The following is a 26728-nucleotide window of genomic DNA, read 5'->3' as shown; positions in this document are numbered from 1 at the left end:
TGGAACCTTTAGCCCCTCTCGTCGCCAGAGCCGTTCAATACGGCCATCGCTGACGCACCAACCTGCTTCTCTGAGCAATGCTGCAATCCTGCGATAACCGTATCTACCAAACTGTCTGGACAGCTCGATCATGTCCGCAACAAGTCTGTCTTCATCAGCGTGCCCGTTGGGGGCATGTCTCTGTGTAGAGCGATGTTGCCCCAGTACTCGACACGCTCGCCGTTCCGAGACCTTGAATTGGCTGCTCACATGATTAATACATGCACGACGACGAGCGGGGCTTAGAAGTTTCCCCTTGCGGCTTCCTTCAAGATCAACTTATCGAGGGTCAAATCAGACACCGCCTTTCTCAGCCGGTCATTCTCCTTCTGAAGCCGCTTCAGTTCCTTCAATTGATCTACGCCCATTCCGCCATACTGCTTACGCCAGCGGTAATAGGTTTGTTCAACAACTCCGATCTGTCTGATCGCATCTAGACGGGCCATACCTTGCCCCATCAACACCTCAACTTGCCTCAACTTCGTGATAATCTCTTCCGGCTTCGGTCGTTTGTTCGTCATTATCGGTCCTCCGTTTCCTAAACATAGCGCTGGACCAGTTCAGATGGGGAGGCTCACTAAGTTAACTTTCAATGTTTAAATCATTTTGATTTTACCTGACACACCCGACACCAAGGGTCTAGATATCACCACGTACTGAGCAATATCGTCTTTAACTTATGTGTCACACCCCACACCGATTACCCAACTTCTTATATGATCTCATTTACTCTAGTGCTTTGATAAACTTTATCAAGCGGCCTGACCTGCCATCCTCCAAGGCCCAGATGGCACCATCGGTTCCAAGCTCCACGTCCCGTACTCGTTGCGACCAACTGAATCGCTCCGCTTCAACGGGTAGATCATTTTTGAACTCTATTCTTACGAGTGCTTTGCCCTTCAATCCTCCAAGAAAAGCATCCCCGTTCCAATCTGGGAATTCATCACCTTGATAAAAAAATAGGCCGGAAGGAGCTACTGTGGGAACCCAAAATAATTTTGGCTTTTGAAATTCTGGCCGAGTATCGTGCGTTGGGATAACTGCACCGCTATAGTGGTTACCTTCCGACACTATCGGCCACCCATAGTTTGCTCCGGGCAGGATTAGATTCAGCTCATCGCCATGCATTGGCCCCATTTCATGAGCCCAAAGTTCACCATTTTGGTTAAATGCAATTCCTAACGAATTTCTGTGGCCAATCGACCAAAATGTTTTTGCTAATTCGCCCTTGTCTTGGAAAGGATTATCGCCGGGTACGGATCCATCATCATTCAAACGAATAATCTTTCCTAATGCTTTATCCCAGTGTTGAGCGGGCGCTTGCTCTTGCCTATCGCCGGAAGTTATGAAGATTTTGCCGTCATGTTTACTTCCCTGTGGTGCCTAAGGTGATTTTATGTGAGAAGTGACCGTTACCAGATCTCGCCGGGGTTTGGTTCCAAACTAGTTGTAATGTTTTCTAACTTTGGTGAGTGTTTTATATTCAATTCTGCCCTAACCACAGTGGCGTATCGTGTATCGCCTGCGGTATCTGAGGAAATGTAAGAGATATAAATAAATTTATTTTGTTTGAAATTTGGGTGAGGAACAACGTCGCCTAAACCGCCTTGGCCACCATAAAAGACTTTGGGAACGCCGGCGACCAAAGACTTTTCACCACTTGTATGAACCAGCCAAAGATCACCCGATTTCGTCGTAACTAGTAGTCTGTCAGGCGAAATAAAGGACATGGCCCAGGGGTTTGGAAACCGTTCAACTACGCTCCCCTTTATTTTTGAGCCCTGATTTCCTTCAATAATGTTATTCGCCAGCGCATGTGTGGCTAAGCTCATCAAAGCAACATAAATTAGCAGCCGCATTTGTACTCCAATTTAAATATATCTACTTCAATTTGAAACTTAGACGCTTTTACGATCAACCGCAAATCCAAAAGGTAAGGTATTTAAAAAGTAAGACCTGAGACGCAAGATGAAGAGACCTTTGGATTGCGGAGCGCATGTAGCATTATTGATTAGTAGCTGCTGTAACAAATTTAGTTGCCTTAGGTTTTTATTTCAGGCGACAGCTCGATAGCCGCAGATGCCAATTATTTAGGCAAATATATAATCCTAAAACTATTTTATAAACGAGACGCAGCGTCAAACGCCTTAAATCTTTCGATTGTTGGTCCACTTTTGAGCGGTAACGAAGGAAGGTTGATATGAAACTTTTGAAAAAAACAGCGATCATAATAAGTTTACTAACGTCGACGACAGGCTTTGCTTTTGCCGATGGTCATGAGGCTCCAGGTTCTGGATAATGGTCCACTGTTTCTCAGGGACTCAAAGAGGGAAAAAGTGGTACCATTTTGTACAGGGTTACTAAAGATATCTGGGACACACCAAACGCTCCAGATGGTTGGCCGAAAAGGCGGGTCTGGCAATTGCTACCAGACATTAATTTTTGCAACGGGAGAACAGAGTCCTAGCTTAGTCCATAACACATGCCATTCGATTGACCCGCAGGGCGATGCTGCCGTTTATATCGGAAAGTTCGATCCGACTATCGGTAAATTCACTGGTGGTTTTGTTTCTGGCACCGGAAAATATGCAGGCTTAGCGCCGGCCAATCTTATCTTTGAAGGTGTAGATTTCGATCAAACTTCTGGGAAATATACTTGGACTTCTGCGAACTAGATAAAACTGAAGGCCAATGCTCTAGCCGCTGAGAAAATTCACTGAAGAAGAACAACTTTTAAGTTAACCAATTCAGTGGTCTCTCTGAGGCTAGAGTTCACGTTCCTTTCAAAGCCGTAATATATCGACTGAGGATAGGTTTGTGGCCTATAGGCTCATCCCGTTTTCGTAGGCGCCTTAGAGTCAAAGCTCTAAATCAGTACATTTAGACGCAAGGATAAAGTTCCCACACTGCTTTGCCCTCTGCATGACAGCTTCATCCTACATCATGCTTACGGTGAGAGTGGAGAAGTAGAGGAAGCCATGCGTAGGGCTTTCTACGAGGAGGTAGGCGAACATATCTCAAAGGTAGATAAGGAAATACTAACTTGGACATACCGCAAAGAATGAGGGCGATACTGACGAACCTAAAACGTTAGGGCTTGATGCAATTCTCAGTGGGGATGATGACGTATCACACTGGAGAGAAAGGCATCAGCTTTGGTATGCCCAGCGCTAGTATAAGAATGATGAGCTAGGATCGTCTTGTGCTTAGCCCCGGTGATGCCCTTGAGTGGCAGACCAAGCTCCACAGCCAGAGCCTCAACCAACGCATGTGCATCGTCATTGTATGGCAGGTACTGGGGTTTAAAGCGTTTGTTCATATGATAGTTTTACACGGCTCAATGTAGGGGCGTCTACGGGCAGTTAGGTTAAGTTTGGCGGTGTTGAGGTGTGGCGAGTGGAGATGCCGCTCCAGACGCTGTTACACTGGCTCTGAGGCGTCTTCTGCTAACGTGGCAGCACCATCCATCGCAATATCAGAGTTACCCGTGTAAACGATCTGGATCATACTACTGAACTCTTATTTATCTGGTATAATTTTGATGAACCTTATCATGCGGAACATATAAACAATGGATATGAGACAAAACACCAAACCTAAAACATCACCAACAACGTAACCCGTTACCTCCAGTAAAAGAGCACTGTTATCCACTGTTGGTTTATAGGTTTGATTGAGCAAAGTGAGGCCAAAGCCATTAAAGACTGATCCCAATACGCCACCCCAGAACATGATCTTCCAGTCTTTGATTGCAAACGATACGCTTACAGTATCTGAGAACAAAATCCGCACGAATTGCACGCCGAGGTAGCAGCAAAGCAAGCTCACTATTGACGAAACCAAAACCACCTCAGTTAGATCTACTGACAGTATTAACATTAACGAACTGCCAGGTAAGAGATAAAATATTCCCCGCCAACCGTAAAAATACAGCGTCAAAATTCGTACCCCGTGGGGCAAGAAAAATAGCCCAATATAGGAGGGAACGTTGCTCAATAGTAGTTGTTGTAGTGGAAATATAAAACCAAGAGTGACAGAGAACGTGATGATGTAAGCAACGCTTACGAAGGAAAAATTATATAAAACATCTCGTTTAAAATTATTGATTTTCAGACCTCCAAAATACTGGAGCCAGCGTTTTTCGCCGGAGCATAGAAACCTCTCTTGTCAGATACTTTTGAAATTCTGCCAGTTTCCTCAAGAAGCTTTAAGGCCCTGAACAATGACGGCCTTGAGAAGGTAGTGAGCAACGGCTGCTGCCAAAATGATATTTTTCATGGTATCTATCCTTATTTTATACTGTTTGGTCAGATCTTTATCCAACCAAAACACGATCATACTTATAAAAAAAATTACCACTATACTCCTTAAACCGCTCTTGAATTTAATACGGTTTTGGGGGATGTTTAATTAAATTTGGCACTTGGTGATCATTTGAAAGGCAAAAAATGAACAAGACTATCAAAATATGAGCCTCCCCATCTGAACTGGTCCAGCGCTATGTTTAGGAAACGGAGGACCGATAATGACGAACAAACGACCGAAGCCGGAAGAGATTATCACGAAGTTGCGGCAAGTTGAGGTGTTGATGGGGCAAGGTATGTCCCGTCTGGATGCGATCAGACAGATCGGGGTTGTTGAACAAACCTATTACCGTTGGCGTAAGCAGTACGGCGGAATGGGCGTAGATCAATTGAAGGAACTGAAGCGTCTTCAGAAGGAGAATGAACAGCTGAGAAGAGCCGGTGTCTGATTTGACCCTCGACAAATTGATCTTGAAGGAAGCCGCAAGGGGAAACTTCTAAGCCCCGCTCGTCGTCGTGCATGTATTAATCATGTGAGCAGCCAATTCAAGGTCTCGGAACGGCGAGCTTGTCGAGTACTGGGGCAACATCGCTCTACACAGAGACATGTCCCTAAGGGGCATGCCGATGAAGACAGACTTGTTGCGGATATGATCGAGCTGGCCAGACAGTTTGGCAGATACGGTTATCGCAGGATTGCAGCATTGCTCAGAGAAGCAGGTTGGTCCGTCAGCGATGGCCGTATTGAACGGCTCTGGCGACGAGAGGGGCTAAAGGTTCCACAGAAACAACCGAAGAAGGGAAGACTTTGGCTGAATGACGGATCATGCGTTCGGCTGCGTCCTGAGTACCGCAATCATGTCTGGAGTTATGACTTCGTTCATTGCCGGACCGATGATGGTAAAGTCTTTCGAACATTGAACATTCTAGACGAGTTCAGCCGGGAATGTTTAGCCATCAAGGTCGATCGGAAGCTGAACTCAACGAACGTGATAGATGCTCTAACCGATCTATTTATAATGCGTGGCTCTCCAGCATTCATACGGTCGGACAACGGCCCTGAGTTCATCGCTCAAGCGGTAAGAGAATGGATAGCAGCTGTTGGAGCGAAGACGGCTTATATCGAACCAGGCAGCCCTTGGGAGAACGGATACTGTGAGAGCTTTCAACGGCAGGTTCAGAGATGAACTGCTCAACGGAGAGATCTTCTACAGCTTACGAGAAGCACAGATAATCATCGAAGAATGGAGGAAACACTACAACACAAAGAGACCACACAGTGCGTTGGGCTATCGCCCGCCAGCTCCTGAAACCATCATACCACTGGATCAGAGGCCAATCATGCACTAACAATTAACATGGCCCAGTTAGATGAGGCTGCTCACGCAATTGCCCAATCCCCAACGAATATCGAGAAGAATAGCACTGTGAAATTTCTGAGGTACTTCGGCATAAAGCCAGTGTGTTTCATTTGGCAAAAAGAAACAAGAGTACTCACAGTTTTGATCTGAAAATGTTTATAACTGTTTATAACTTTTAGTCATACACAAAAATAAAGGCGCCAGCGACATAAGTCATTGACACCTATAGTTTAAATGGCTCCGGCGGTAGGGATCGAACCTACGACCAATTGATTAACAGTCAACTGCTCTACCGCTGAGCTACGCCGGAACACTGAGTGCGCATATATCGGGGCGAGTTTGGGAGGTCTAGCCCAAAAATTCGAAAATCGCCTCAGATCACAGAATATTTTGCCTGAAGGTCAATTGGTCCCTGACAGGTGGCTAAATTGCGCTCACATAGGTCGATCAAATGCGCCAAAACATTGCGTGTTGCGGCGTGAATGAGGCGGGGATCGATGTCGGTGTAGATCGCTTCGACCAAGCGTTGTGCGGTATTGGGCTGACCTTGCAAATGGTAGATGATTTGCGATTCTCGGTCCTGCCTATGCGCCAAAAGCCAATGCAGCCGGGCAGGGCCATCGTCTATCGCATCGCCATGGCCGGGCAGGTAGAGCCTTTCGCGGCGCTGTTGCAGCTGGGTACAGCTGCGGCGGAAGGCACCGAGGTCACCATCGGGTGGCGATATCATCGTACTTGCCCAGGCCATAACGTGATCCCCACTGAAGAGTGCTCCGTTCCAGGAAAAGGCCATGTGATTGCCGAAGTGACCAGGCGTCCAAATTGCGATAAGCTCTTGTCCTTCATGGTCCACAACGGCGCCATCTTTTAGGGTGATATCGGGTTGGAAATCATAATCGACACCTTCACCACCTCCAATCGTGCCAGCCTCACTTAGGGCGATCATCTGCGCGCTGCGTCCCGCGCCGCTGTCCCCATAGGCATAGATCGGCGCGCCGCAATGGGTGCTGAGGCGCCGCGCTAAGGGGGCGTGGTCAAGATGCGAGTGGGTCACCAAAATTTTTGTAATCTTTTGAGACGGGCTAACGGCCGCCAAAATAGCGGCAAAATGTGCGTTGTGATCTGGGCCGGGATCAATCACGGCTATGTCGTGCAGCCCAAGCAAATAGGTATTGGTGCCGGTATGTGTCATGGGAGACGGGTTGGGTGCCAAAATACGGCGGATTTTGGGGACCGGTGTTTCTGCCATTCCTTCTGCTCTCTCGTGTTGATAAGCTGCACCCATGATAGGCCGCTTTTTAAAACAATTCGCCCCCCGAACACTTTATGGCCGTGCTGCGGCGATTTTGCTCTTGCCGATGCTGACATTGCAATTGGCCGTTGCTGCTGTCTTTGTGCAACGACATTTTGAAGATGTCACGGCACAAATGACAAATAACCTTTTACTGGAGGTCGAGTTGGTGCTGCGCGAGCTTGAGAGGCAGTCCGTTTCCGAGGTGCAAGAGGGCTTTGCGGAAGAACTGAAGATCGAACTGCGCTCTTGGGACGGGGTGCCAAGCGGCAATCGCATGGTATTTTATGATATCTCTGGACGCACCATCATGCCGTTGATGCGCAGCCGACTTGATGGGCTTAGAGAGATTGATCTGTCGGATTTGGATTTTGTTGCACTTGGGCTTATGACCGCAAAGGGGCCCATAAAGCTGACAGTTAGTCGCGATCGGGTCTCCGCGTCAAATCCGCATCAAGTGCTCGTTTTGATGGTTTTTACGGGCATTTTCATGACGTTGATTGCCTATATGTTTTTGCGCAATCAATTGCGGCCGATTAAGCGGCTTTCGGTGGCCTCGGCTGCTTTTGGGCGGGGCCAACGGGTGGCGCTTAGCCCGGCTGGAGCGCTGGAGGTGCGGGCTGCGGGGCAGGCATTTTTAGATATGCGAGACCGGATTGAACGGCAAATTGAGCAGCGGACCATGATGCTTAGCGGCGTGAGCCACGATTTGCGCACCCCCATCACGCGCTTGCAACTGGCTTTGGAGCTCATGGAGGGGCCAGAGGTTGAGGATTTAAAGAAAGATGTCTCTGCGATGCAGATGATGGTGGATTCTTTTTTGAATTATGCGCGCGATTTGGCGGCCGATCCGGTGGAGGATGTGGATCTTTTGGCGCTTGGCGCACAGCTGGCTGAGCGGATGACACCTCCGGCGCGTTTTGAGCTGGCCGGCGTGCCGCGGCTCTGTGCTCTGCGGCCGGTGCCGATTGGACGGGCGATTGAGAATCTTTTGGTTAATGCAGGCCGCTATGGCTCCGAGAGTATTTTGACGCTTCATTTCGAGGAGTCGGGCGTGCGGATCTGTGTGCACGACGATGGGCCCGGCATTCCGGAGGCGCAGCGCGACGCGGCAGCCAAGCCCTTTGTGCGGCTTGAGGTGGCGCGGGGGCAAAATCAAGGTGGCGGTGTTGGACTGGGTCTGGCCATCGCTGCGGATGTTGCGCGGTTGCATGGGGGGCAGCTGGTCTTGAGTGATAGTGTGAAACTCGGCGGATTATCGGCGGATATCCGTCTACCGCTGTGATGTTTTGATCTTTAGTTGAAATTTTTAGGCTTGGTTATAGATACTATTGAAACTCATAGGGGCAAAGTTGTGATGGCCATGCGTAAAATATTACTTGCGATAGCACTGCTGTTTTGGGCGGTGATGCCGGCAAAAGCGGCAGACCGCGCGCAGATTACTGAATTTATGGCAGTGACTGGTTTTGATGCGGCGCTTGAATCCATGCGCCTGTCTGCGCGGGATGCGCCGACGATGTTGGGCCTTGATGCGGATGACTTTGGCCTCAGCTGGTCACGGCTTGCTGATCGTATCTTTGAGCCGGAGGCTTTAAAAAGCGATGCTTTGGAGATTTTGGACAAGGCCCTGACAGAGGATGTTTTGGCCCATGCCACGGGGTTTTACGGCTCAGACCTTGGACAGAAACTTGTGACTGCTGAAAACGAAAGCCATGCCCTGGAGTTCGAAGATCGCGAGGTTGAGGGCGCGCGTTTGGCGCAGGCGCTGACCGCGCGTGGATCGCCGCAGCCGCAGTATTTTTTCGATATGGCCGAGAGCATTGGATATGTGGGCGCGACCATAAAAGCCTATCGGGAGGTGCAGGTGCGATTCTTGATGGCCGCCTCCTTGGCCGGCCTGATTGACCAGCGGTTTGATGAGGTGGATCTTAGAGCCATGTTGGCCCAGCAAGACGATGAGGTGCGCCAGACCATGACAGACAATTTGATTATCGCCAATGCCTTTACCTACCGTGATTTCACAGACCGTGAAATGGAAATTTATCGTGATGCTCTGGCGATGCCACAGATGATGGAAGTCTATGAGTTGATGAATGCAATTCACTTCACCATTATGGCAGATCGTTTTGAACGCATGGCTCTCGAGATGGTAAACTTAACGCCAACTCAAGAGCTGTGAAGAGGCTTGACTTCAAAGCCAATCCCATGAATAAGCGCGGAATGCGGGCCAGAGTGGGTCGCATTTTAGTGTAGTACGTCTGTACATGCAGGCGCGCTGTCTGAGGTGGCCTTGGCCAAAACACCCAAGCGGGGACCGAAAGGCGCGAAAAAACAAAGGAAACGCAAATGTTTGCGGTAATGAAAACCGGCGGCAAGCAATATCGGGTACAATCCGGTGATGTTCTGCGCGTCGAAAAGCTGGCAGCTGATGCTGGCGAGATGATTCAATTCAACGAAGTTTTGATGGTTGGCAGCACAGTCGGTGCACCGATGATCGCTGGCGCTGGTGTTCAAGCCGAAGTCATCGACCAAATCAAAGGTCCAAAAACAATCAACTTCGTAAAGCGCCGTCGGAAGCACTCTTCCAAGCGCACAAAAGGCCACCGCCAGAAGCTGACTTTGGTGCGGATCAAAGACATCTTGGAAAAAGGCGCTGACAAATCCGGCGTGAAAGCCGCAATAGGCGCGGGCTCAGTGCCCTATGTGGCGACCCCGGTGGTTGAAGCCGCTCCGGCAGAGAAAAAGCCATCAGCCAAAAAAGCCTCGGCAAAACCTGCCGCTGCGAAAAAATCTGCAGCCGCGAAAAAGCCAGCAACCGCAAAAAAGCCAGCGGCAGCGAAAGTGTCTGCTGAAAAGCCTGCAGCGAAAACAGCAGCTGCTAAAAAGCCAGTGGCTAAGAAGCCAGCGGCGAAAAAACCAGCAGCTGATAAGGAGTAATCACAGATGGCACATAAAAAAGCAGGTGGTTCATCCCGTAACGGTCGCGACTCAGCGGGACGTCGCTTAGGTGTAAAACTCTATGGTGGTCAGGACGCAATTCCAGGCAATATCATTGTGCGCCAGCGCGGCACGAAGTTTTGGCCGGGTGAAGGTGTTGGCATGGGCAAAGATCACACCATCTTTGCAACTGTTGAGGGCAATGTAAAGTTCCACAAAGGTCTCAAAAGACGTCAGTTTATCTCAGTAGTGCCAGCCGCGGAAGCCGCTGAATAAGCCGAACCTTTCAAGTTTATCTATTTAAGGGATCGGCTGAAAGGCCGGTCCCTTTTTTCGTATTCCCTAAAGTGCTTTGCGCGCTGTGCTGCATGGCCAAGTTTGGAGCCCAACAATGCCTGTTGAACTCATTGCATTAACCCTGTTTGCCCTGTCGCAAATTGGCACGCCAGGACCGGCGAATATGGCGCTTTTGGCGACTGGGGCTGGCTATGGGTTGCGGCGGGCTTTGCCTTTTGTGGCTGGTGTTGTTGTGGGAAAACAGCTGATCATCTGGCCGTTGGGCTTTGGCTTAATGCAACTGGCGCAATCGGCACCTGGGGTATTTTTGGCGATGAAATATCTCTCGGCGGCCTATATTGTTTATTTGGCCTGGCGCGTGGCCAATATGCGGCTCAAAGCTGATCAGACGGATGGGCCACCACCAGGGTTTTTGGCCGGTTTGATCGTACATCCTCTTAATCCGAAAGCGTGGGGCATGATTACGGCGGCATTCACCAGTTTTGTGACCCCTAGCGCCACGACATTTACGGCGACAGTGAGCATCGCGGCGGTGTTGCTGGCGTGCCAGATGCTTCTCCATCCCATTTGGGCCGGGGCAGGGCAGCTGATTGCCGTCACGATACAAGGCACCCGCGCAGAGCGGTTTGTGTTTCTTCTGCTGTCATTTTTGACTGTAGCCACGGTATTTTATGCCCTGTTTGGTGGCGGAATTGGGTCATGATATCGCCGATCCGGACCCAGTATACCTTTGAAAGCGCGCGCCTCTCCCTGCGCCCAATCCGCAAATCTGATGCGGGGCTAATTGGACTATACGCGGGCGATATTCGCGTGTCCGGCCCCACGCGCTCCATCCCTCATCCCCTACCGTCCGGCGCCATTGATGCCTTTATAGAGCAAGCGCAGAATCCCGCGCGCGTCGAGGATGTTTGGGTTCTTGATGGTAGTAAATCTGATTTGGCGGAGGTTTTCGGGATTATTGGGCTTAAACGGCTTGATCGTCGGCAAGGCGAGCTGGGCTATTGGTTGGCCCCTGCTTTTTGGAGCATTGGACTGGCGCGTGAAGCGGTGGAGACACTGATCCAAGCCAATCCGCAGGAAAGCAAAACTCTATTTGCCGAAGTCTTTCAAGACAATGCGCGCTCAGCGCGGGTGCTAACCGATATGGGATTTTCCTATCTTGGCGATGCAGAATCCTTTTGTGTGGCCCGTAAAACCACCGTTGCCACCTGGACATATCTTAGGTCGATGGACTGAGATATAGTGGGCGAAGGCCATTTCGAGGTGAGGACCAAACGCTTACTTCTATGTCCTTTGGTTCTGGAAGACTGGCCTGCGATTCAGCGGATTGGCGGTCATCCATCGGTGGCGCTGATGCTGGCCTCGATCCGTACGCCCTTGCCTAAGGCGGCAGTGCAGGCTTGGCTCACTGCGCGGACGTACCGCGGCACGCCGCGCTTTTGTGCGGCGATTGTGATGGTTCAGCGGGGTGTGATCGGTGTGGCAGGGATTGGTCCAAATTCGCAGCACACCCCGTGCAATTTTGCCTATTTCATTGATCCGCGGCACTGGGGCCTGGGATATGCTTCCGAGGCCATGGGCGTGTTTTTAGACTATTTTATGCGAAAATTCGATCTTTGTGAGGTTGGGGCGGATCATTTTGACGACTGTGCGGCCGGTGGCGCCGTTTTGCGCAAGCTGGGGATCAAGAATTTGGTAAGGGGGTGGGGAAATTGCAGGCAAGGCTTGAGCCTGCGCCCGTAACCCTCTATCGGCTAAGGCTAGATGATTTAAAGGCGGTGTTATGCAATTTCTCGATTTGGCGAAGGTTACCATCAGGTCTGGCAGCGGCGGCGGCGGGGCTGTGTCATTTCGCCGGGAGAAATACGTTGAATTTGGCGGCCCCGATGGCGGCAATGGTGGCCGCGGTGGCGACGTGATTGTTGAGGCCGTGGCCGGTCTGAACACGTTGATCGATTTTCGCTACCAGCAGCATTTCTTTGCCAAGAATGGCCAGCACGGTATGGGGCGGCAGCGCACGGGCAAAGATGGTGATGACATCACCCTGAAAGTGCCCGTTGGCACTCAGATCATGGATGAAGATGGTGAAACTATTTTGTTTGATTTGACAAAGGTCGGTCAAAAAGTTGTGATCGCCAAGGGGGGTAATGGAGGTTTTGGCAATCTCTATTTTAAATCATCCACAAACCAAGCCCCACGCCGCGCCAATGCTGGGCTTGCGGGGGTCGAGCGGGAAATCTGGTTGAATCTCAAACTGATTGCAGATGTGGGGCTTTTGGGTCTTCCAAATGCAGGGAAATCTACCTTTTTAGGCGAGACGACGAATGCGTCTCCTAAAATCGCGGATTACGCTTTTACCACACTCTACCCGAGCCTCGGGGTGGCGCAGGTGGATGATGACCAATTCGTAATTGCGGATATTCCGGGTCTGATTGAAGGCGCGCATGAGGGTCGGGGCATTGGCGACAGGTTCTTGGGTCATATCGAACGTTGTTCGGTTTTGTTGCATATCATTGATGGCACCTCGGAAAGTATTGGCCAGGATTACCACTCGGTGATGCAGGAACTTGAAGCCTATGGTGGCGGTTTGGTGGACAAGCCGCGCGTGACTGTGCTCAACAAGATTGATAAATTGGATGAAGATGATCTGAGCTTTGGGCTTGGGGCGCTGCGCAGTGCCACGGGTGGCCAGCCGATTCTAGCCATGTCTGGCGGCACGGGCGAGGGGACAGCGGATGTTTTGCGCAGTCTGGTGAAGCAGATTAAGCATGTCCACGCGCAGGATTGGGAGGCGCCGAAATGGCAGCCCTAACTGAGGCCAACCGTATCGTAGTTAAGATCGGCTCGGCGCTTTTGGTGGAGCGCAGCAGCGGCACCTTGCGGCAAGATTGGCTGGCCTCTTTGGCTGAGGATGTGGCTGGCTTTCGCGCAAAAGGTGTGGATGTTGTCATTGTCTCCTCTGGTTCCATTGCTCTGGGCCGCTCGGTTCTCGGGCTTGGTGCGGCAGAGTTAACACTGGAGCAAAGCCAGGCGGCCGCGGCCGTCGGGCAAATTCAACTGGCGCGGGCTTATGAGCAGCATTTGGCTCCGCATGGGGTGATCGCGGCGCAGGTTTTGGTGACTTTGGAAGACAGCGCGGATCGCCGACGCTATCTGAATTCACGCGCCACTTTGGCGCAGTTGTTGCGATTCGGCGTGGTGCCGATTGTGAATGAGAATGACACCGTGGCGACAGATGAAATTCGCTATGGCGACAATGATCGCTTGGCGGCACAAATCGCGGTGACGGTTGGGGCCGATCATCTTGTACTGCTGTCTGACGTGGATGGTTTTTATTCGGCCAATCCCAATGAGGACGCAGCCGCCATTCGGTTTGACACCATCACCGAGGTGACCCCAGAGATTGAGCGTATGGCTGGGGACGCAGGGTCCGGCTTGTCGAAGGGCGGGATGAAGACCAAACTGATGGCGGCCAAGATGGCCATGGGCGCGGGATGTGCAATGGTTATAACTTTAGGTTCACCTCATTATCCGCTGAAATATATTGAAACTTGTAGAAATTCAACATGGTTTCTGCCATCGGTGGATCCAAAGACCGCGCGCAAGAAATGGATTTCATCACTTAAGCCGCAAGGTGCGCTGCACGTGGATGCAGGCGCTTTAAAGGCGCTAATGGCAGGCAAAAGCCTATTGCCGGCTGGGGTGACAGAGATCTCCGGCGATTTCGCTCGTGGTGAGCTGGTACGGATATTGGCTGAGGATGGACGAGATCTGGGATGTGGCTTGGTGGGGTTTGACAGCGCGGAAGCGCAAAAAATTCTGGGTTGTCGCACGAGCGAAATTGAAGAAAAATTGGGTTACGCCAGCCGTGGGGCGCTTATTCACCGCGATGACATGGTCCTATAAGACTGTTGGGAGACGATGATGGATGTGAAGGCAACTCTTAAACAGATTGGGATCGCCGCAAAGGCCGCCGCGGCAGAACTTGGATTTGCCACCGCTGAGCGGAAACATGCGGCCCTGATTGGGGCGGCTGAATATGTTTGGGCCGCAAAGGCCGATATCATAGAGGCCAACGCGCTCGATATGGATTACGGCCGCGAAAAAGGTCTTTCGGTGGCTATGCTGGACCGTTTGATGCTTGATGAAGACCGCATTCGCAACATGGTCGATGGGCTGCGCGCGGTGGCTGAGCAGGAAGACCCTGTGGGGCAGGTGCTTGAAGAGTGGCAACGCCCCAATGGGCTGCAAATTAAGCGTGTGCGCACGCCCTTGGGTGTCATCGGTGTGATCTATGAAAGCCGCCCCAATGTGACTGCGGATGCAGGCGCCCTCTGCCTTAAGGCTGGCAATGCTGTCATTCTGCGCGGGGGATCGGAAGGGTTTCATTCGTCCACCGCCATCCATAAGGCCCTGGTCAAAGGGGTGGTTGCCGCAGGTTTGCCCGAGGCGACCATTCAATTGGTGCCGACCCGTGATCGGGCTGCGGTGAGCGAAATGCTCACTATGGTCGATACGATCGATGTGATTGTGCCGCGCGGGGGCAAAGGGCTTGTGGGATTGGTGCAGCGTGAGGCCCGGGTGCCGGTCTTTTCGCATTTGGAAGGTATTGTGCATATCTATATAGATGCGTCAGCGGATCGGCAAAAAACCCTGGATGTAGTGCTCAATGCAAAGACCCGCCGCACGGGAATTTGCGGCGCGGCTGAATGTTTGCTTATGCATGACCATATCGCCGCCAGCTGGGGCTCGGAGGTGATCCAGGCTTTGATGGACAAAGGAGTTGTGGTTGACGCGGACACAACCCTACAAGCGATTGCTGGCACCCAACCGGCTGAGGCTGACCACTGGGGCAAAGAATTCTTGGACATGGAGATTGCGGCGAGAACCGTGGCCAATGTCGATGAGGCGATTGCTCATATCCGCCGATATGGCTCCAATCACACAGATTGTATCATGGCTGAAGATGGCCGCGCCGTGGACCGTTTCTTTGAACGGCTGGACAGCGCAATTTTGATGAATAATGCCTCAACGCAATTTGCCGATGGGGGAGAGTTTGGCATGGGTGCTGAAATTGGCATTGCGACAGGAAAAATGCATGCACGCGGCCCCGTCGGTGCGGCCCAGCTCACAAGTTTCAAATATTTGGTGCGTGGGGATGGCGCGGTGCGCGCTTAAATCTAAGTGCACCCAAGCGCGGCGGCGAAGACGCCGTCAAAAACTGACAGTCATTTCTATTGCGCTGCGATGGAGTTGCAGTGGCAAATCAAGCACCTTTAAGATTGCAAATTGCACATGTTTGGGGGGATGTCGGGCGCGATCTGCTCTTGCGTGAGGGCGAATCATAGCGCGTCATCAAAAGTGACCTTGGGACCGATGGCATGGATGATCCGGCGCCACTCTGTAATTTTAACCACCACTTTGGCCCCCTGCGGCATGGCGACTTGGATAGATTGCAGTATTAAAAGACAGGTTTTCATATCCGTCTTCAGTAATTGCTTGGGGACAAAATCGACGTGAATACGGCCGGTGAATTCCAAGCTGTTTGCACGGCTGAAATCTCGGTAGCATTTAAAATTTCATCCACATTAAATTGACCAAAGGCGATGCGGAAGAGTTTTAGCTTTGCGACGGCCGCGTTGACGCTGGCTTTGACCAATTATCCCTCCTGGCCGAGGGTTTTGCCTGTCAACTCCACAAGCTCAACGCCATTGTAAATGGCACCTATAGGACTGGCCAAAATATGGCACATGCGGGCTGCGACAAGGGCTGTTATATTGGGTTTTTCTGTCATATAACGGCTTCGAAAAAGAGGGTCCATGGAAAATTTAAATTCATTTTTAGAGCCCGGTCAGCGCGTGCAACACCCCAATCAGCCCGATTGGGGCATAGGTCAGGTGCAGTCCAACATCAACAATCACATCACTGTGAATTTTCCAGAAGCTGGAAAGGTTGTCATTGATGGGTCTCGTATTGTTTTAATCTTAGTACACTAATTAATATAACATGTTGAGACGTAACGCTAAAATAATCATCTTTGTCAAGCTGTCCCAAGCGGGTGCGCCGCGATGCTGATGCCTTCGGAATTTGAAGTGCGGCTGGCCAAGGACGCGGAAGATCTTTGGGCGGTGCAGCGTTTGCGCTATGATGTTTTTGTACGGGAGTTGGGCGCCAGCGGGCCGGCGGTCAATCATTATCTCGAGATTGAAGCCGATGCTTTTGATGCCCACTCTGAGCATTTGATGATGCTGGACCGGGCCCGCGGCGCGGATTTGGCCGAGCAGCTTGTAGGCGTTTACCGTATGATGACCCAAGCTGGCGCAGAGGCCGCAGGCGGGTTTTACACGGCGTCAGAATTCGATCTTGCGCCGCTGGTGCAAACCGGCCGGCCCATGATGGAGCTTGGCCGGTCTTGTCTGCGCAAGCCCTACCGGGGAGGGGTGGCGATGTTTTATCTGTGGCAAGCTTTGGCCCAGCATGTGACGCATCAGGGTGCGGAAATCCTCTTTGGCACGGCTAGTTTTGCCGGTACTGATCTCTGTGCGCTCACCGCACCACTGTCCTTGCTCGGCCGGGAGCATCTGGCGCAGGCTGCATTGCGCCCGAAAGCGATTGGAGCGGGCGCCGTGCCGCTGGGCGCTTCGGGGAATTTTGAAATTGATCGTCTGGCGGCGCTGCGCGCAATGCCAGCTTTGATTAAGGCTTATCTGCGCTTGGGAGGCTGTGTCGGTGAGGGGGCCTATGTAGATGCGGCGTTCAATACGGTGGATGTCTGCATGGTGCTGGATGTGCCGGCGATGAACCCGCGGCAAAAAACGATCTACCTGAAAGGGTCAGGATGACGAAGTTCCCAACTTGGATGTCTGAAACCGAACCCGATCCCGTGCCAATTTCTGCTGTGGGCTGGATGCGGGTGGCTTGGCGCGGCCTATTGATGGGCGGTTACACATTTGGCGGGTTGGCCGTTTTGTTGCTGGTGCGCTTGGTGGAAAAGCCAGTCTATGGAATGGCCCGGCCCTGGACCCCAAAGATCACACAATCGGTCTGCCGTTTTGCATTTTGGGTTCTGGGCATGCGCCTTGAGGTGATCGGCACGCCGATGCGGGGCAGCGCGGTTGCGGTGGCCAATCACACAAGTTGGCTGGATATTTTCGCGCTGAACGCCTTCGATGATATTTATTTTGTGGCCAAGTCAGAGGTTGCAAATTGGCCTATGATTGGCTGGTTGGCGCGCGCCACCGGTACGCAATTTATAACCCGTGACCGCAAGCAAGCGCAGCTGCACTTGCAGCTGTTGCAACATCGTTTGCGCCATGGGCATCGGTTGCTGTTTTTTCCAGAGGGCACTTCGACGGACGGCCGGCGGGTATTGCCATTTAAACCCACGCTGTTTCAGTCCTTTTTGACGCCAGATCTGCCGGATGATTTGCGCATCCAGGCCATTACTTTGGCCTTCCATGCCCCTGAAGGTGAGGATCCGCGGTTCTATGGCTGGTGGGGAGACAGTGACTTGGCGCGCCATTTGCTGCAGTCTTTGGCATATAAGCGGCATGGCTCCGTGCAGGTGATCTACCATGAACCCGTTGCGGCCATTGATTTTGCCGATCGCAAATCCTTGGCGCGGCACTTACAGGCGCAGGTCGCCGCAGCCCTGCCTTGGGCGGATGCGACCTCTTAAGGGCAAAGCGTCAATCTGGTCTCGGCTGGTAGATTGCAGGGCGGCCTAGCCGTTTAGGGCAGCGGCGAGCATACGCAGCTGCGCCAAAGGATCGTCCTGGGTCCAAATCTCAGCGCCAATGGCAAAGAAATCTACCTTATCGGAGAGGCTGCGGATTAAATCCACCGTCAGGCCACCCTCTGCGACCACAGGCACCTCAATCATTTCACTCCACCAAGTCAACAACTCTGGATCCACCTGCGCCCCATCACCCAGAGCGGAGGCCGCCACTGGGCCAAAGCTGACATAATCGGCGCCAGCTTCCCCTGCGGTCAGCCCATCATGGCGGGAGGTGTTGCAATAAGCGCCAAGGATTGCGTCTTCGCCGAGATCCTTGCGCAATTGCCTCAGATTGCGCCCGCCGTCCATCAGATGCACCCCGTCCAAACCCAAACGGTCCACCAACAACGCATGCCTTTCAATCACCAGCATGATGTCCCGCGCATGGGCGACATCGCGCAGAGCATCTGCGGTGCGCGCTATGTGATCTTCGTCACTGCTGGCCAGGCCCAAACGCAGGCAGGCGACCTCGACCGAATCTAAGACACGCGCCAGCTGATCGGGGTAGTGCTCCAGGTCAATCACACTGGGGGTGACGAGGTAGATCTGCGGCAAATCTTCAGTGCTCATCGCATTGGCTCCAAATTGCACGGGTGTTGCTACGGGCTATAGCGTGACAAATTGGCTTTGACCACCGCTTGTCGCGCGCCTCTGTGAACGCTAAGAGACCCTATGACACGTCATTCTCTGCAACAACCCGCAATCATCCTCATTCGCCCGCAAATGGGAGAAAACATTGGCGCTGCCGCTCGGGCTATGTGGAATTTTGGGCTCGATCACATGTGCATCGTGGACCCGCGTGACGGCTGGCCAAGCCAAAAGGCCGTGGCGATGGCCAGTGGAGCTGGGCGTTTGCTCGATGAAGCACGATTGTTTGACACAACGGCCGAGGCATTGGCCGATACCACCTTCGTGATGGCCACAACCGCGCGGCCGCGTGATTTGACCAAACCTGTGTACAGTCCAGAATTTGCGATGGCGGAAGCGGCACGGCGGATTGGTACGGGACAGAAGGTGGCCGTGATGTTTGGCCCTGAGCGCGCGGGTCTTGAAAATGATGACATCATCCGCGCCAATGCGATTATCTCGGTCCCCGTGAACCCTGACTTCCCGTCGCTCAATCTGGCGCAATGTGTGTTACTCCTCAGCTATGAGTGGCAAAGGCAGGTGGGCGAGGTGGGGCAACCTGCGGCTCAGGTGACAAAATCAGAATGGGCCAGTGGGCTTGAAGTCGAGAAATTGGCCGAACATTTTGAGCAAAGACTTGATACAGCAGGTTTTTTCTTTCCAGAAACCAAGGCTGCCAGTATGAAAGTTCATCTGCGCAACCTGTGGTCGCGTATGCCGCTGACCAAAGCCGATGTGCAAATGCTGCATGGCACCATGCGCCAAATGGTCCGTTGGAAAGAGCGTGGTTGAACGTGGATTTTTCAGCCCTAACTTGAGATGAAACGAAAGGCTTAAACATGGCGAGTAAGCGAAATATCTTTGAAGAGGTTGGCAGCGATACAAAGATCACAAGCGCCAGTGCGGGTGCTATCGCGCGCGCAGGGAATGGAGATCGGCATTGGGTGCGCCTTTGGTTGTGGAGCTTGGTCGGTTTGATCATTGTTATGATCACCGTGGGCGGATTAACGCGCCTGACGGACAGTGGCCTGTCGATCACCGAATGGGACCCGGTTATGGGTGCCATCCCGCCTTTGAGCGCCGCTGCCTGGCAGGCCGCCTTTGCCGCTTATCAAACCACCGCTGAATTTGCTGTGCAAAATGCTGCGATGAGCTTGGCTGAGTTCAAAGTTATCTTTTGGTGGGAATGGGGCCACCGGCAGCTTGGGCGTTTCATTGGTCTGACCTGGGCACTTGGGTACGCGCTGTTGTTTTCCACGGGCAAACTGCCCAAGGCCCGGCGCCTGTCTCTCTTTGCCATTGGACCTTTTATCGGTCTGCAAGGGTTAATCGGCTGGCTGATGGTCCATTCGGGTCTGGATGGTGTGCGGCTTGATGTGGCCTCCTATTGGCTTATGGCGCATCTCGGGGCGGCTTTTGCGCTTTTGGGGTATATTTACTGGAGTTTGCAGATATTTTCCCGCTCTGAGGCGGAGTTGCTGCAGGCGCGCCGCGCGCGGGAGCGCAAGCTGTTTGGCATGTCCACCGGCTTGATGCATTTCGTGGCGCTGCAAGTGCTGCTGGGCGCCTTGGTTGCTGGGATTGATGCTGGGCGCAATTACACCGATTGGCCGCTGATGGCTGGTGGGTTTTTACCTCCCGATATGTTCAGCCTGTCGCCTTGGTGGCGGAATTTCTTTGAGGACGATGGCTTGGTGCAGTTTATTCATCGGATGAGCGCCTATCTCTTGTTTGCCTTTGCCATTGTTGTGGCTTTGCGGGCCAAGGCCTCTGCCCATAAGGTGACCCGCGCCGCCTTTGGCACTGTCGGGCTTGTTTTGACGTTTCAGATGATCTTAGGTGTCGTGACGGTGATGCATTCATCTCCTTGGAACCTGGCTATTTTGCACCAGTTTACCGCAGTGCTTTTGTGGCTTGCGGTGCTTCGAGCGCGATTTTTGGCGGGCTATCCGATTGCCACTTCTGTTCGGGGGACCACATGACGGCTTTAACGGAACTTCTACATTTTGATCGCCAAACCCAGGCATTGGGTCAGGTTTCAGGTCGTTTGGTGTGGGATCAAGAAACGATGATGCCCAGCGGGTCATCTGCGCAACGCGGCGAAGAGATGGCCGCGCTCGAAGGGGTGCTGCATGCGCGCAGGTCAGATCCGCGCGTAGGCGATTGGTTGGCGGCTTGTGACGGGCAGGCCTTTAACCGGGTGACCCAGGCGCAGCTGCGCGAGATTAAAACCGCTTATGAGCGCGCGGTGAAAGTGCCGAGCGATTTGGCAGAGGCCATCGCCAGCACAACCTCAATGGCGCAGGGCAAATGGGCGGCGGCACGCGCGGGGGATGATTTTGCAGCTTTCGCTCCTGTTTTGCAGGAGGTTTTGGCGCTCAAACGCGAAGAAGGGCAGGCGCTGGCGGCCGGCGGGGATGTCTATGATGCCATGTTGGCCGATTATGAGCCGGGCACGACAGCCTCTGAGCTCGACCAGATGTTTGGGGCACTGCGCCCCGGATTGGTGGCTCTGCGTGGTGAGATCTTAGAGAAACCCCCGGCGAAATCACTGCAAGGGTTTTTTGATGAGACTGTGCAATTGCAGATCGCTAGTGAATTGGCGCAGTGTTTTGGCTATGATTTGAACTGTGGGCGGATTGATAAGGCGGTGCATCCCTTCTCCTCCGGATCAGGGCAGGATGTCCGGATCACCACACGCACGGACTCCAGCGATCCGTTCAATTGCTTTTATTCCACCATTCATGAGGTGGGGCATGGCTGTTACGAGCAAAATGTTGATCCAGAGTATCCGCTGACGGCCATAGGGCAGGGTGCCTCTATGGGCGTTCATGAAAGCCAGTCGCGGATCTATGAAAACCAATTGGGCCGCAGCCGCGCCTTTACCGAGTTTCTCTTTGGAAAAATGCGCGCGGGCTTTGGTGATTTTGGCATTGAAAACGCGGATGAATTTTACAAAGCGGTGAATTCGGTACGCAATGGTTTTATCCGCACTGAGGCCGATGAGGTGCAATATAATTTGCATGTGTTGCTGCGCTTTGATCTGGAGCGCGCGATGATTGCGGGCGATTTGCAAGTGCAAGATTTGCAGAGCGCTTGGAATGATCGCTTTGCGGCTGATTTTGGATATGAGGTGCCGCGTGCCTCGAAGGGGTGTTTGCAAGATGTCCATTGGTCTGTGGGTCTGTTCGGATATTTCCCAACCTATTCGCTTGGCAATGTCTACGCAGGCTGCCTTTTTGAGCGGATGACGGCGCTTAATCCTGATTTGGACGATCAGCTTCGGGTTGGAGATTTGAGTAAGGCGACGGCCTGGCTGAAGGAGAGCTTGCAGCGTCATGGAGCGTTGAACTTGCCGCGTGAGACAATCACGCAGGCCTGTGGCGCCGTGCCGAGTGAAGCGCCTTTACTGGCCTATCTGCAGGATAAATTTTCAGATCTTTACGACCTTAGCTTGTAATGCGGCAAATTAAAAAGCACGGTCCCTCACCCAAGAGACCGTGCTTTATGCAATGCTAAGGCAGATCAAACATGATGCCGCCGTTGCATCCCCTCACTCGTATTATGCTTGGAAAACCCTCTAAAATACATAATCGCCGCATCTGCACATTACTTTACATTTTATAATCAATTAGCTACGTCGAAGGGCCGAATTGAAGCACTTTGGTGCCACAATGAACTCGCTACTTGCGACTTGGTGCTAAACACTCATTAGACCTGAGACATGAAACATTTATTAACAAAGTGTTTACACAATCAGAAGGCGAGGGTGAGCCTGAGTGGGGCTTTGTGGTTGGCTTTGCCGTATAGGTATATATACACCTATGTATATAAGCAGCTTTATATATATGAATTTTGTTAAATAACACAGTGACCGCACAGAATTGCCTGCACGGTCACATATCTGGTTTAAGCGTTGATCTCGGGTGTGTTTTCCTCTGGCGCGTCTTCGCCATCGCCTTGATCCGGTATATAGGCGACACTGACCACTTGCTCATCGCTGCTTGTATTGAACACCCGAACGCCGCCGGCATTGCGGGAGCGGAAGGAAATGCCGTCAATGGGGCAACGGATTGATTGACCTGTGCTTGTAACTAGCATGATTTGATCGACAAGTTCAACGGGGAAGCTGGCGACCACTGGACCGCCGCGCATCGCCTTATCTATCGCGGCCACGCCCATCCCGCCGCGCCCGCGCACCGGGTAATCATGGCTGGACGACAGCTTGCCAGAGCCGCCACGGGTAATGGTCAGGATCAGATTTTCAACCGCCGCCATTTCCTCATAGCGTTCTTGCGAGAAGTTCGGATCGGCTGTAACATCGTCCTCACCGGCCTCCGCATCGGTCACGCCCGCCAGAGCGCGGCGCATCTTCAGATAGGCGGCGCGCTCTTCGGGTGTGGCTTCAAAATGGCGAATAACGGACATGGAGACAACCATATCGTCGCCAGTGAGACGAATACCGCGCACACCGGTTGAGGCGCGAGAGTTCATCACCCGCAGATCGTTCGAGGCAAAGCGAATGGCTCGGCCACTGTTGGTGGTGAGCATAACATCATCATCTTCGCTGCAGATCCGCGCGTTGACCAATTCCACCCCTTCGGGCAATTTCATGGCGATCTTGCCATTTGAGCGTACATTGGTGAAGTCAGACAGGCGGTTGCGGCGTACATCGCCTTGTGTGGTTGCAAAGACGATTTGCAAATCGCCCCATTCGGCTTCATCACGGTCAACCGGCATGATCGCAGCCACAGAGACGCCGGTCGGAATGGGCAAGATATTGACAATCGCCTTGCCCTTGGCCGTGCGCCCTCCGAGCGGCAGCCGCCAGGTCTTCATCTTATAGGCCATACCATCGGTTGTGAAAAACAACAGCTGGGTATGGGTATTGGCCACAAAGAGTGTGGTGACCACATCTTCATCTTTGGTCGACATGCCCTGCAGCCCCTTGCCGCCGCGCTTTTGCGCCCGGAAATCGGCCAAGGCCGTGCGTTTGATATAGCCGCCGGCGGTGACTGTAACGACCATTTCCTCACGCTCAATCAAATCTTCGTCCATCATATCACCGGACCATTCAATGATCTCCGTGCGGCGCGGAACGGCGAAATTGTCTTTAACCTCGCGCAGCTCATCGGAAATGATCCCCATGATCCGCTCGCGAGAAGACAGAATTTCAAGATACTCTTTGATCTTCGCGGCCAGAACAGCCAGCTCGTCGGTGACCTCTTTGACACCGATTTGTGTCAACCGCTGTAAACGCAGCTCCAAAATAGCCCGCGCCTGCGTCTCTGATAGATTGTAGGTGCCATCGTCGTTGATCGTATGGGTTGGATCGTCGATCAGGCGGATATAATCGGAAATTTCCGCCGCAGGCCAGCGCCGCTCCATTAATTTGAGACGTGCCTCTGCGGCATCGCTTGAGGCGCGGATGGTGGCAACAATTTCATCCACATTGCTCACCGCCACCGCAAGCCCGCATAACACATGGCTCCTCTCGCGCGCCTTGCGCAGCTCAAAGGCCGTCCGGCGCGCCACAACTTCCTCGCGAAAATCTATAAAGCAGGTCAAAAAGCGCCGCAGGGTAAGCTGTTCGGGGCGCCCACCATTCAGAGCCAGCATGTTACAGCCAAAGGAGGTCTGCATTGGCGTGTAGCGGAATAATTGGTTCAAAACCACTTCCGCCGTGGCATCGCGTTTCAGCTCGACAACCACGCGCACGCCATTGCGATCAGATTCGTCTTGCACATGCGCCACCCCTTCAATGCGCTTTTCACGCACTTCTGCGGCAATTTTCTCAATCATTACGGCTTTGTTGACCTGATAGGGGATCTCCTCAATGATGATGGCCCACCGATCTTTACGCAGCTCTTCAAAGCGGGTTTTTGCGCGGTTTATCACGCTACCGCGGCCCTCGAGATAGGCTTTGCGGGCACCTGAGCGGCCCAGCATTACGCCGCCGGTGGGAAAATCTGGACCGGGGATATACTCAATCAACTGCTCTGAGGTCAGATCAGGATCTTCGATCAAGGCCAAGGTCGCATCAACTACCTCGCCGAGATTGTGGGGCGGGATATTGGTGGCCATGCCCACTGCAATACCGCCAGCCCCATTGACCAGCATATTGGGATAGCGGGCCGGCAGAACGGTAGGCTCTGTATCCTTGCCGTCATAATTGAGCTGAAAATCAACTGTATCTTTGTCGATATCCGCCAAAAGCGCTTGTGCCGATTTTTCCATCCGCACTTCGGTGTAGCGGTAGGCGGCGGCCTTATCGCCATCCATTGAGCCAAAGTTGCCCTGACCGTCCAACAGCACCAAAGACATTGAGAAGTCCTGCGCCATGCGCACCAAAGCATCATAGATTGCGCCGTCCCCATGGGGGTGGTATTTCCCCATAGCTTCTGCGACCGGCCGCGAGGATTTTCGGTAGGGCTTGTCATGGGTGTTATTCGTTTCATGCATAGCATAGAGAATCCGGCGGTGTACGGGCTTGAGACCATCGCGCAGATCCGGGATTGCACGGCTGACAATCACGCTCATGGCATAGTCAAGATAGGAGGTTTTCATCTCCTGCGTGATGCTGATCGCCGGGCCGTCATAGGCGGAGGATGTTGGAGCTGGTGTCTCGCTGCTCTCGGGGGGGAGTGTTTCATCTGTCATTTTGGCCGCCTGTCTGGGATATTCCCATATTTAGTTGTCTGACACATTACTGTCCAAACATATGCGATGCAAACGCTTAGAGCCCCTGCGGCTGGATGAGTAAGATATTGTGATGAAGTTATTGCGAGCGCATCGGATTTCCGTCCAATTTTGTCTCAAAAATCCCTAAAAATTGCCGCGGCACTGGGTGATTTGAGAATCGCCTGGTGCGGAAATCTCTGCGTTATCGCCGCCGCAACGCTGTGATCCAGATTGCGCAGAGCAGAGCCGAAAAGACAGCATTCCAAGCGGGCATAGATAGGCCCACAAAGCTCCACGAAATCTCGTCGCACATAACAAGCTTTTCGAGGGTGTCGGTTGCCAGGAGATCCTGTCCTGACAGCCCGCTTAACCCGGCGCCATCACCGGTACAGGAACTGGGACCGTCCCACCATTTTTGCTCAACTCCGGCGTGAAATGCGCCGATGCCGGCGGTCGTCAGTGCAGCCGCTGCGCCAAGCCCGGCCAGAAAACGGTTTGGCCAGAACCAAAGCAACGCACCGATCGCCATGGATAGCGCATGGGGGTATCTTTGCCAAAAACACATCTGGCATGGCGCATAGCCGAGTGTCTGAAAAAGGTAAGCACCTGCCAGAAGCACGCCCGAACCTGCGGCTGCAAGATATGCCAGGTGGCGGGATGATTGTGACAACATAGCGCGGCCTCGTTTAAAGGTATCTGACTGCAAAAACGCCTGCGCTCAATATGAGTATAAAAGCGGTAAAGACCAAGCCCAAATGTCTTTCGATAAAGCGGCGGATAGGTGGGCCGAAGTAATACAGTAAAAGGGCGACTGCAAAAAACCGCAAGGCCCGCGCGACCAAGGCGCTGAGCACAAAGGGAACCAAGGCCATTCCGGTCCAACCCGACATGATCGTGATCACTTTGAACGGGAAGGGCGTCACCCCGGCAATCAGCACGGCCCAGGTCCCATAGGCGTTGAATTTATCATTAAAGGCGGCCATGCTGCTCTCCTTGCCCAATGAGGCCAAGATGGGCTGGCCGAGGCTTTCAAAGGCGAAGGCCCCAATTGCATAACCAAAAAGCCCGCCCGCAACCGAGGCCACAACCGCCACTAAAGCAATGCGAAACGCTTGGCTCCGCGCCGCTAGGATCATTGGTATGAGCATGATATCCGGCGGGATCGGAAAGAAAGAGCTTTCTATGAAGGCGACAATGGCCAAAGCGCAAAGCGCCCGAGGATGCTCAGCCAGCGACAAGGTCCAAGTATAAAGGCGATGTATCATGTGACCCCAACAACAATTTCCGGGTTTTTGCCATGGATGGGCCGCGTTGGATAGGGGATTTTCCAGGTCCCGCTGCTAAGGCAGCTTTATGCCGGCCCGCCGTGCCATCGGTCTCAGGTTTGGTGCAATCATGACCACTAGACAAACGG

At 52.8% G+C, this 26728-nt stretch carries 25 protein-coding genes, 1 tRNA gene and 2 pseudogenes; 17 read left to right on the top strand and 11 right to left on the bottom strand.

Going from position 1 to position 26728, the window contains the following annotated elements; genetic code table 11:
* From ABLW18_RS02130 to ABLW18_RS02120, 3 genes and pseudogenes are all read right to left on the bottom strand, one after another.
* Window positions 1-560: pseudogene (locus ABLW18_RS02130) on the bottom strand (transposase); the annotation flags it as partial.
* Between the two features lie 205 nt (window positions 561-765).
* Complete coding sequence (locus tag ABLW18_RS02125) at window positions 766-1386, bottom strand: PQQ-dependent sugar dehydrogenase (protein WP_347823242.1); 621 nt, start codon at window positions 1384-1386, stop codon at window positions 766-768.
* 65 nt (window positions 1387-1451) lie between these two features.
* Window positions 1452-1898, bottom strand: coding sequence for a PQQ-dependent sugar dehydrogenase (locus ABLW18_RS02120; RefSeq protein ID WP_347823229.1), 447 nt, complete (start codon window positions 1896-1898; stop codon window positions 1452-1454).
* 2666 nt (window positions 1899-4564) lie between these two features.
* On the opposite strand from ABLW18_RS02120, the pseudogene ABLW18_RS02115 reads away from it, so the two are divergent.
* Window positions 4565-5693, top strand: a pseudogene (locus ABLW18_RS02115) (IS3 family transposase).
* 246 nt (window positions 5694-5939) lie between these two features.
* On the opposite strand, the gene ABLW18_RS02110 reads toward ABLW18_RS02115, so the two are convergent.
* Both ABLW18_RS02110 and ABLW18_RS02105 read right to left on the bottom strand, forming a co-directional pair.
* A tRNA-Asn gene (locus tag ABLW18_RS02110) sits at window positions 5940-6014 on the bottom strand.
* Between the two features lie 63 nt (window positions 6015-6077).
* Window positions 6078-6953: an MBL fold metallo-hydrolase gene (locus ABLW18_RS02105; protein ID WP_347823228.1), complete on the bottom strand. Its 876-nt coding sequence runs from the start codon at window positions 6951-6953 to the stop codon at window positions 6078-6080.
* Window positions 6954-6987: 34 nt separating this feature from the next.
* Here ABLW18_RS02105 and ABLW18_RS02100 point away from each other — a divergent pair, with 34 nt between their 5' ends.
* From ABLW18_RS02100 to ABLW18_RS02055, 10 genes are all read left to right on the top strand, one after another.
* On the top strand, window positions 6988-8280 hold the full coding sequence (locus tag ABLW18_RS02100; protein WP_347823227.1) for an ATP-binding protein: 1293 nt from the start codon (window positions 6988-6990) through the stop codon (window positions 8278-8280).
* A gap of 78 nt (window positions 8281-8358) precedes the next feature.
* A complete protein-coding gene (locus ABLW18_RS02095) occupies window positions 8359-9174 on the top strand; it encodes a DUF2059 domain-containing protein (RefSeq protein WP_347823226.1) in 816 nt (271 codons plus the stop codon).
* A gap of 167 nt (window positions 9175-9341) precedes the next feature.
* A complete protein-coding gene (rplU, locus tag ABLW18_RS02090) occupies window positions 9342-9932 on the top strand; it encodes a 50S ribosomal protein L21 (protein WP_347823225.1) in 591 nt (196 codons plus the stop codon).
* Between the two features lie 6 nt (window positions 9933-9938).
* The gene (rpmA, locus tag ABLW18_RS02085) at window positions 9939-10208 is read left to right on the top strand and encodes a 50S ribosomal protein L27 (protein ID WP_347823224.1); all 270 of its coding nucleotides are present in this window, start codon (window positions 9939-9941) and stop codon (window positions 10206-10208) included.
* Between the two features lie 115 nt (window positions 10209-10323).
* On the top strand, window positions 10324-10932 hold the full coding sequence (locus ABLW18_RS02080; protein WP_347823223.1) for a LysE family translocator: 609 nt from the start codon (window positions 10324-10326) through the stop codon (window positions 10930-10932).
* Entirely contained in the window at window positions 10929-11465 is a 537-nt protein-coding gene (locus tag ABLW18_RS02075; protein ID WP_347823222.1) for a GNAT family N-acetyltransferase, read from the top strand. Before ABLW18_RS02080 ends, ABLW18_RS02075 begins: the two co-directional genes overlap by 4 nt.
* A 27-nt stretch (window positions 11466-11492) precedes the next feature.
* Window positions 11493-11972, top strand: coding sequence for a GNAT family N-acetyltransferase (locus tag ABLW18_RS02070; protein ID WP_347823221.1), 480 nt, complete (start codon window positions 11493-11495; stop codon window positions 11970-11972).
* A 40-nt stretch (window positions 11973-12012) separates the two neighbouring features.
* Window positions 12013-13041: a GTPase ObgE gene (gene obgE / locus ABLW18_RS02065; RefSeq protein ID WP_347823220.1), complete on the top strand. Its 1029-nt coding sequence runs from the start codon at window positions 12013-12015 to the stop codon at window positions 13039-13041.
* Window positions 13029-14135, top strand: a complete 1107-nt coding sequence (proB, locus tag ABLW18_RS02060; protein WP_347823219.1) for a glutamate 5-kinase — start codon at window positions 13029-13031, stop codon at window positions 14133-14135. The genes obgE and proB overlap by 13 nt, the downstream gene beginning before the upstream one ends.
* An 18-nt stretch (window positions 14136-14153) precedes the next feature.
* Entirely contained in the window at window positions 14154-15407 is a 1254-nt protein-coding gene (locus ABLW18_RS02055) for a glutamate-5-semialdehyde dehydrogenase (protein WP_347823218.1), read from the top strand.
* Window positions 15408-15571: 164 nt separating this feature from the next.
* Here the strand turns inward: ABLW18_RS02055 and ABLW18_RS02050 are convergent, their stop codons facing one another.
* Window positions 15572-15709 (bottom strand): hypothetical protein, encoded by a 138-nt coding sequence (locus ABLW18_RS02050; protein WP_347823217.1) that lies wholly within the window; start codon window positions 15707-15709, stop codon window positions 15572-15574.
* 8 nt (window positions 15710-15717) lie between these two features.
* Window positions 15718-15888 carry a hypothetical protein gene (locus ABLW18_RS02045; RefSeq protein ID WP_347823216.1) on the bottom strand — a complete coding sequence of 57 codons (171 nt, stop codon included), beginning with the start codon at window positions 15886-15888 and terminating at the stop codon, window positions 15718-15720.
* Between the two features lie 160 nt (window positions 15889-16048).
* Here ABLW18_RS02045 and ABLW18_RS02040 point away from each other — a divergent pair, with 160 nt between their 5' ends.
* The 3 genes from ABLW18_RS02040 (at window position 16049) to ABLW18_RS02030 (ending at window position 17907) form a co-directional block, all read left to right on the top strand.
* Window positions 16049-16225: a DUF3553 domain-containing protein gene (locus tag ABLW18_RS02040; protein WP_271536455.1), complete on the top strand. Its 177-nt coding sequence runs from the start codon at window positions 16049-16051 to the stop codon at window positions 16223-16225.
* A gap of 72 nt (window positions 16226-16297) precedes the next feature.
* Window positions 16298-17071, top strand: a complete 774-nt coding sequence (locus ABLW18_RS02035; protein WP_347823215.1) for a GNAT family N-acyltransferase — start codon at window positions 16298-16300, stop codon at window positions 17069-17071.
* The gene (locus tag ABLW18_RS02030) at window positions 17068-17907 is read left to right on the top strand and encodes a lysophospholipid acyltransferase family protein (protein ID WP_347823214.1); all 840 of its coding nucleotides are present in this window, start codon (window positions 17068-17070) and stop codon (window positions 17905-17907) included. The genes ABLW18_RS02035 and ABLW18_RS02030 overlap by 4 nt, the downstream gene beginning before the upstream one ends.
* A gap of 45 nt (window positions 17908-17952) precedes the next feature.
* Here the strand turns inward: ABLW18_RS02030 and ABLW18_RS02025 are convergent, their stop codons facing one another.
* Complete coding sequence (locus ABLW18_RS02025; RefSeq protein WP_347823213.1) at window positions 17953-18576, bottom strand: thiamine phosphate synthase; 624 nt, start codon at window positions 18574-18576, stop codon at window positions 17953-17955.
* 102 nt (window positions 18577-18678) lie between these two features.
* Between ABLW18_RS02025 and ABLW18_RS02020 the strand changes: the two genes are divergently transcribed.
* The 3 genes from ABLW18_RS02020 to ABLW18_RS02010 are packed head-to-tail and all read left to right on the top strand — an operon-like array spanning window position 18679 to window position 22093.
* Window positions 18679-19425, top strand: coding sequence for an RNA methyltransferase (locus tag ABLW18_RS02020; protein ID WP_347823212.1), 747 nt, complete (start codon window positions 18679-18681; stop codon window positions 19423-19425).
* Window positions 19426-19472: 47 nt separating this feature from the next.
* Complete coding sequence (locus ABLW18_RS02015; protein ID WP_347823211.1) at window positions 19473-20615, top strand: COX15/CtaA family protein; 1143 nt, start codon at window positions 19473-19475, stop codon at window positions 20613-20615.
* Complete coding sequence (locus ABLW18_RS02010; protein WP_347823210.1) at window positions 20612-22093, top strand: carboxypeptidase M32; 1482 nt, start codon at window positions 20612-20614, stop codon at window positions 22091-22093. The genes ABLW18_RS02015 and ABLW18_RS02010 overlap by 4 nt, the downstream gene beginning before the upstream one ends.
* Window positions 22094-22542: 449 nt before the next feature.
* On the opposite strand, the gene gyrA is transcribed toward ABLW18_RS02010, so the two are convergent.
* The 3 genes from gyrA to ABLW18_RS01995 form a co-directional block, all read right to left on the bottom strand.
* A complete protein-coding gene (gene gyrA, locus ABLW18_RS02005) occupies window positions 22543-25293 on the bottom strand; it encodes a DNA gyrase subunit A (protein ID WP_347823209.1) in 2751 nt (916 codons plus the stop codon).
* Between the two features lie 223 nt (window positions 25294-25516).
* Complete coding sequence (locus ABLW18_RS02000) at window positions 25517-25987, bottom strand: disulfide bond formation protein B (RefSeq protein ID WP_347823208.1); 471 nt, start codon at window positions 25985-25987, stop codon at window positions 25517-25519.
* A 13-nt stretch (window positions 25988-26000) separates the two neighbouring features.
* A complete protein-coding gene (locus ABLW18_RS01995; protein ID WP_347823207.1) occupies window positions 26001-26579 on the bottom strand; it encodes a YqaA family protein in 579 nt (192 codons plus the stop codon).
* Window positions 26580-26728: the final 149 nt, after the last annotated feature.

Source organism: uncultured Planktomarina sp. (genome assembly GCA_943788425.1).
Lineage (GTDB): Bacteria > Pseudomonadota > Alphaproteobacteria > Rhodobacterales > Rhodobacteraceae > Planktomarina.
The sequence above is the reverse complement of the archived record's forward strand: the minus strand, read 5'-3'. Positions and strand labels throughout refer to the sequence as shown.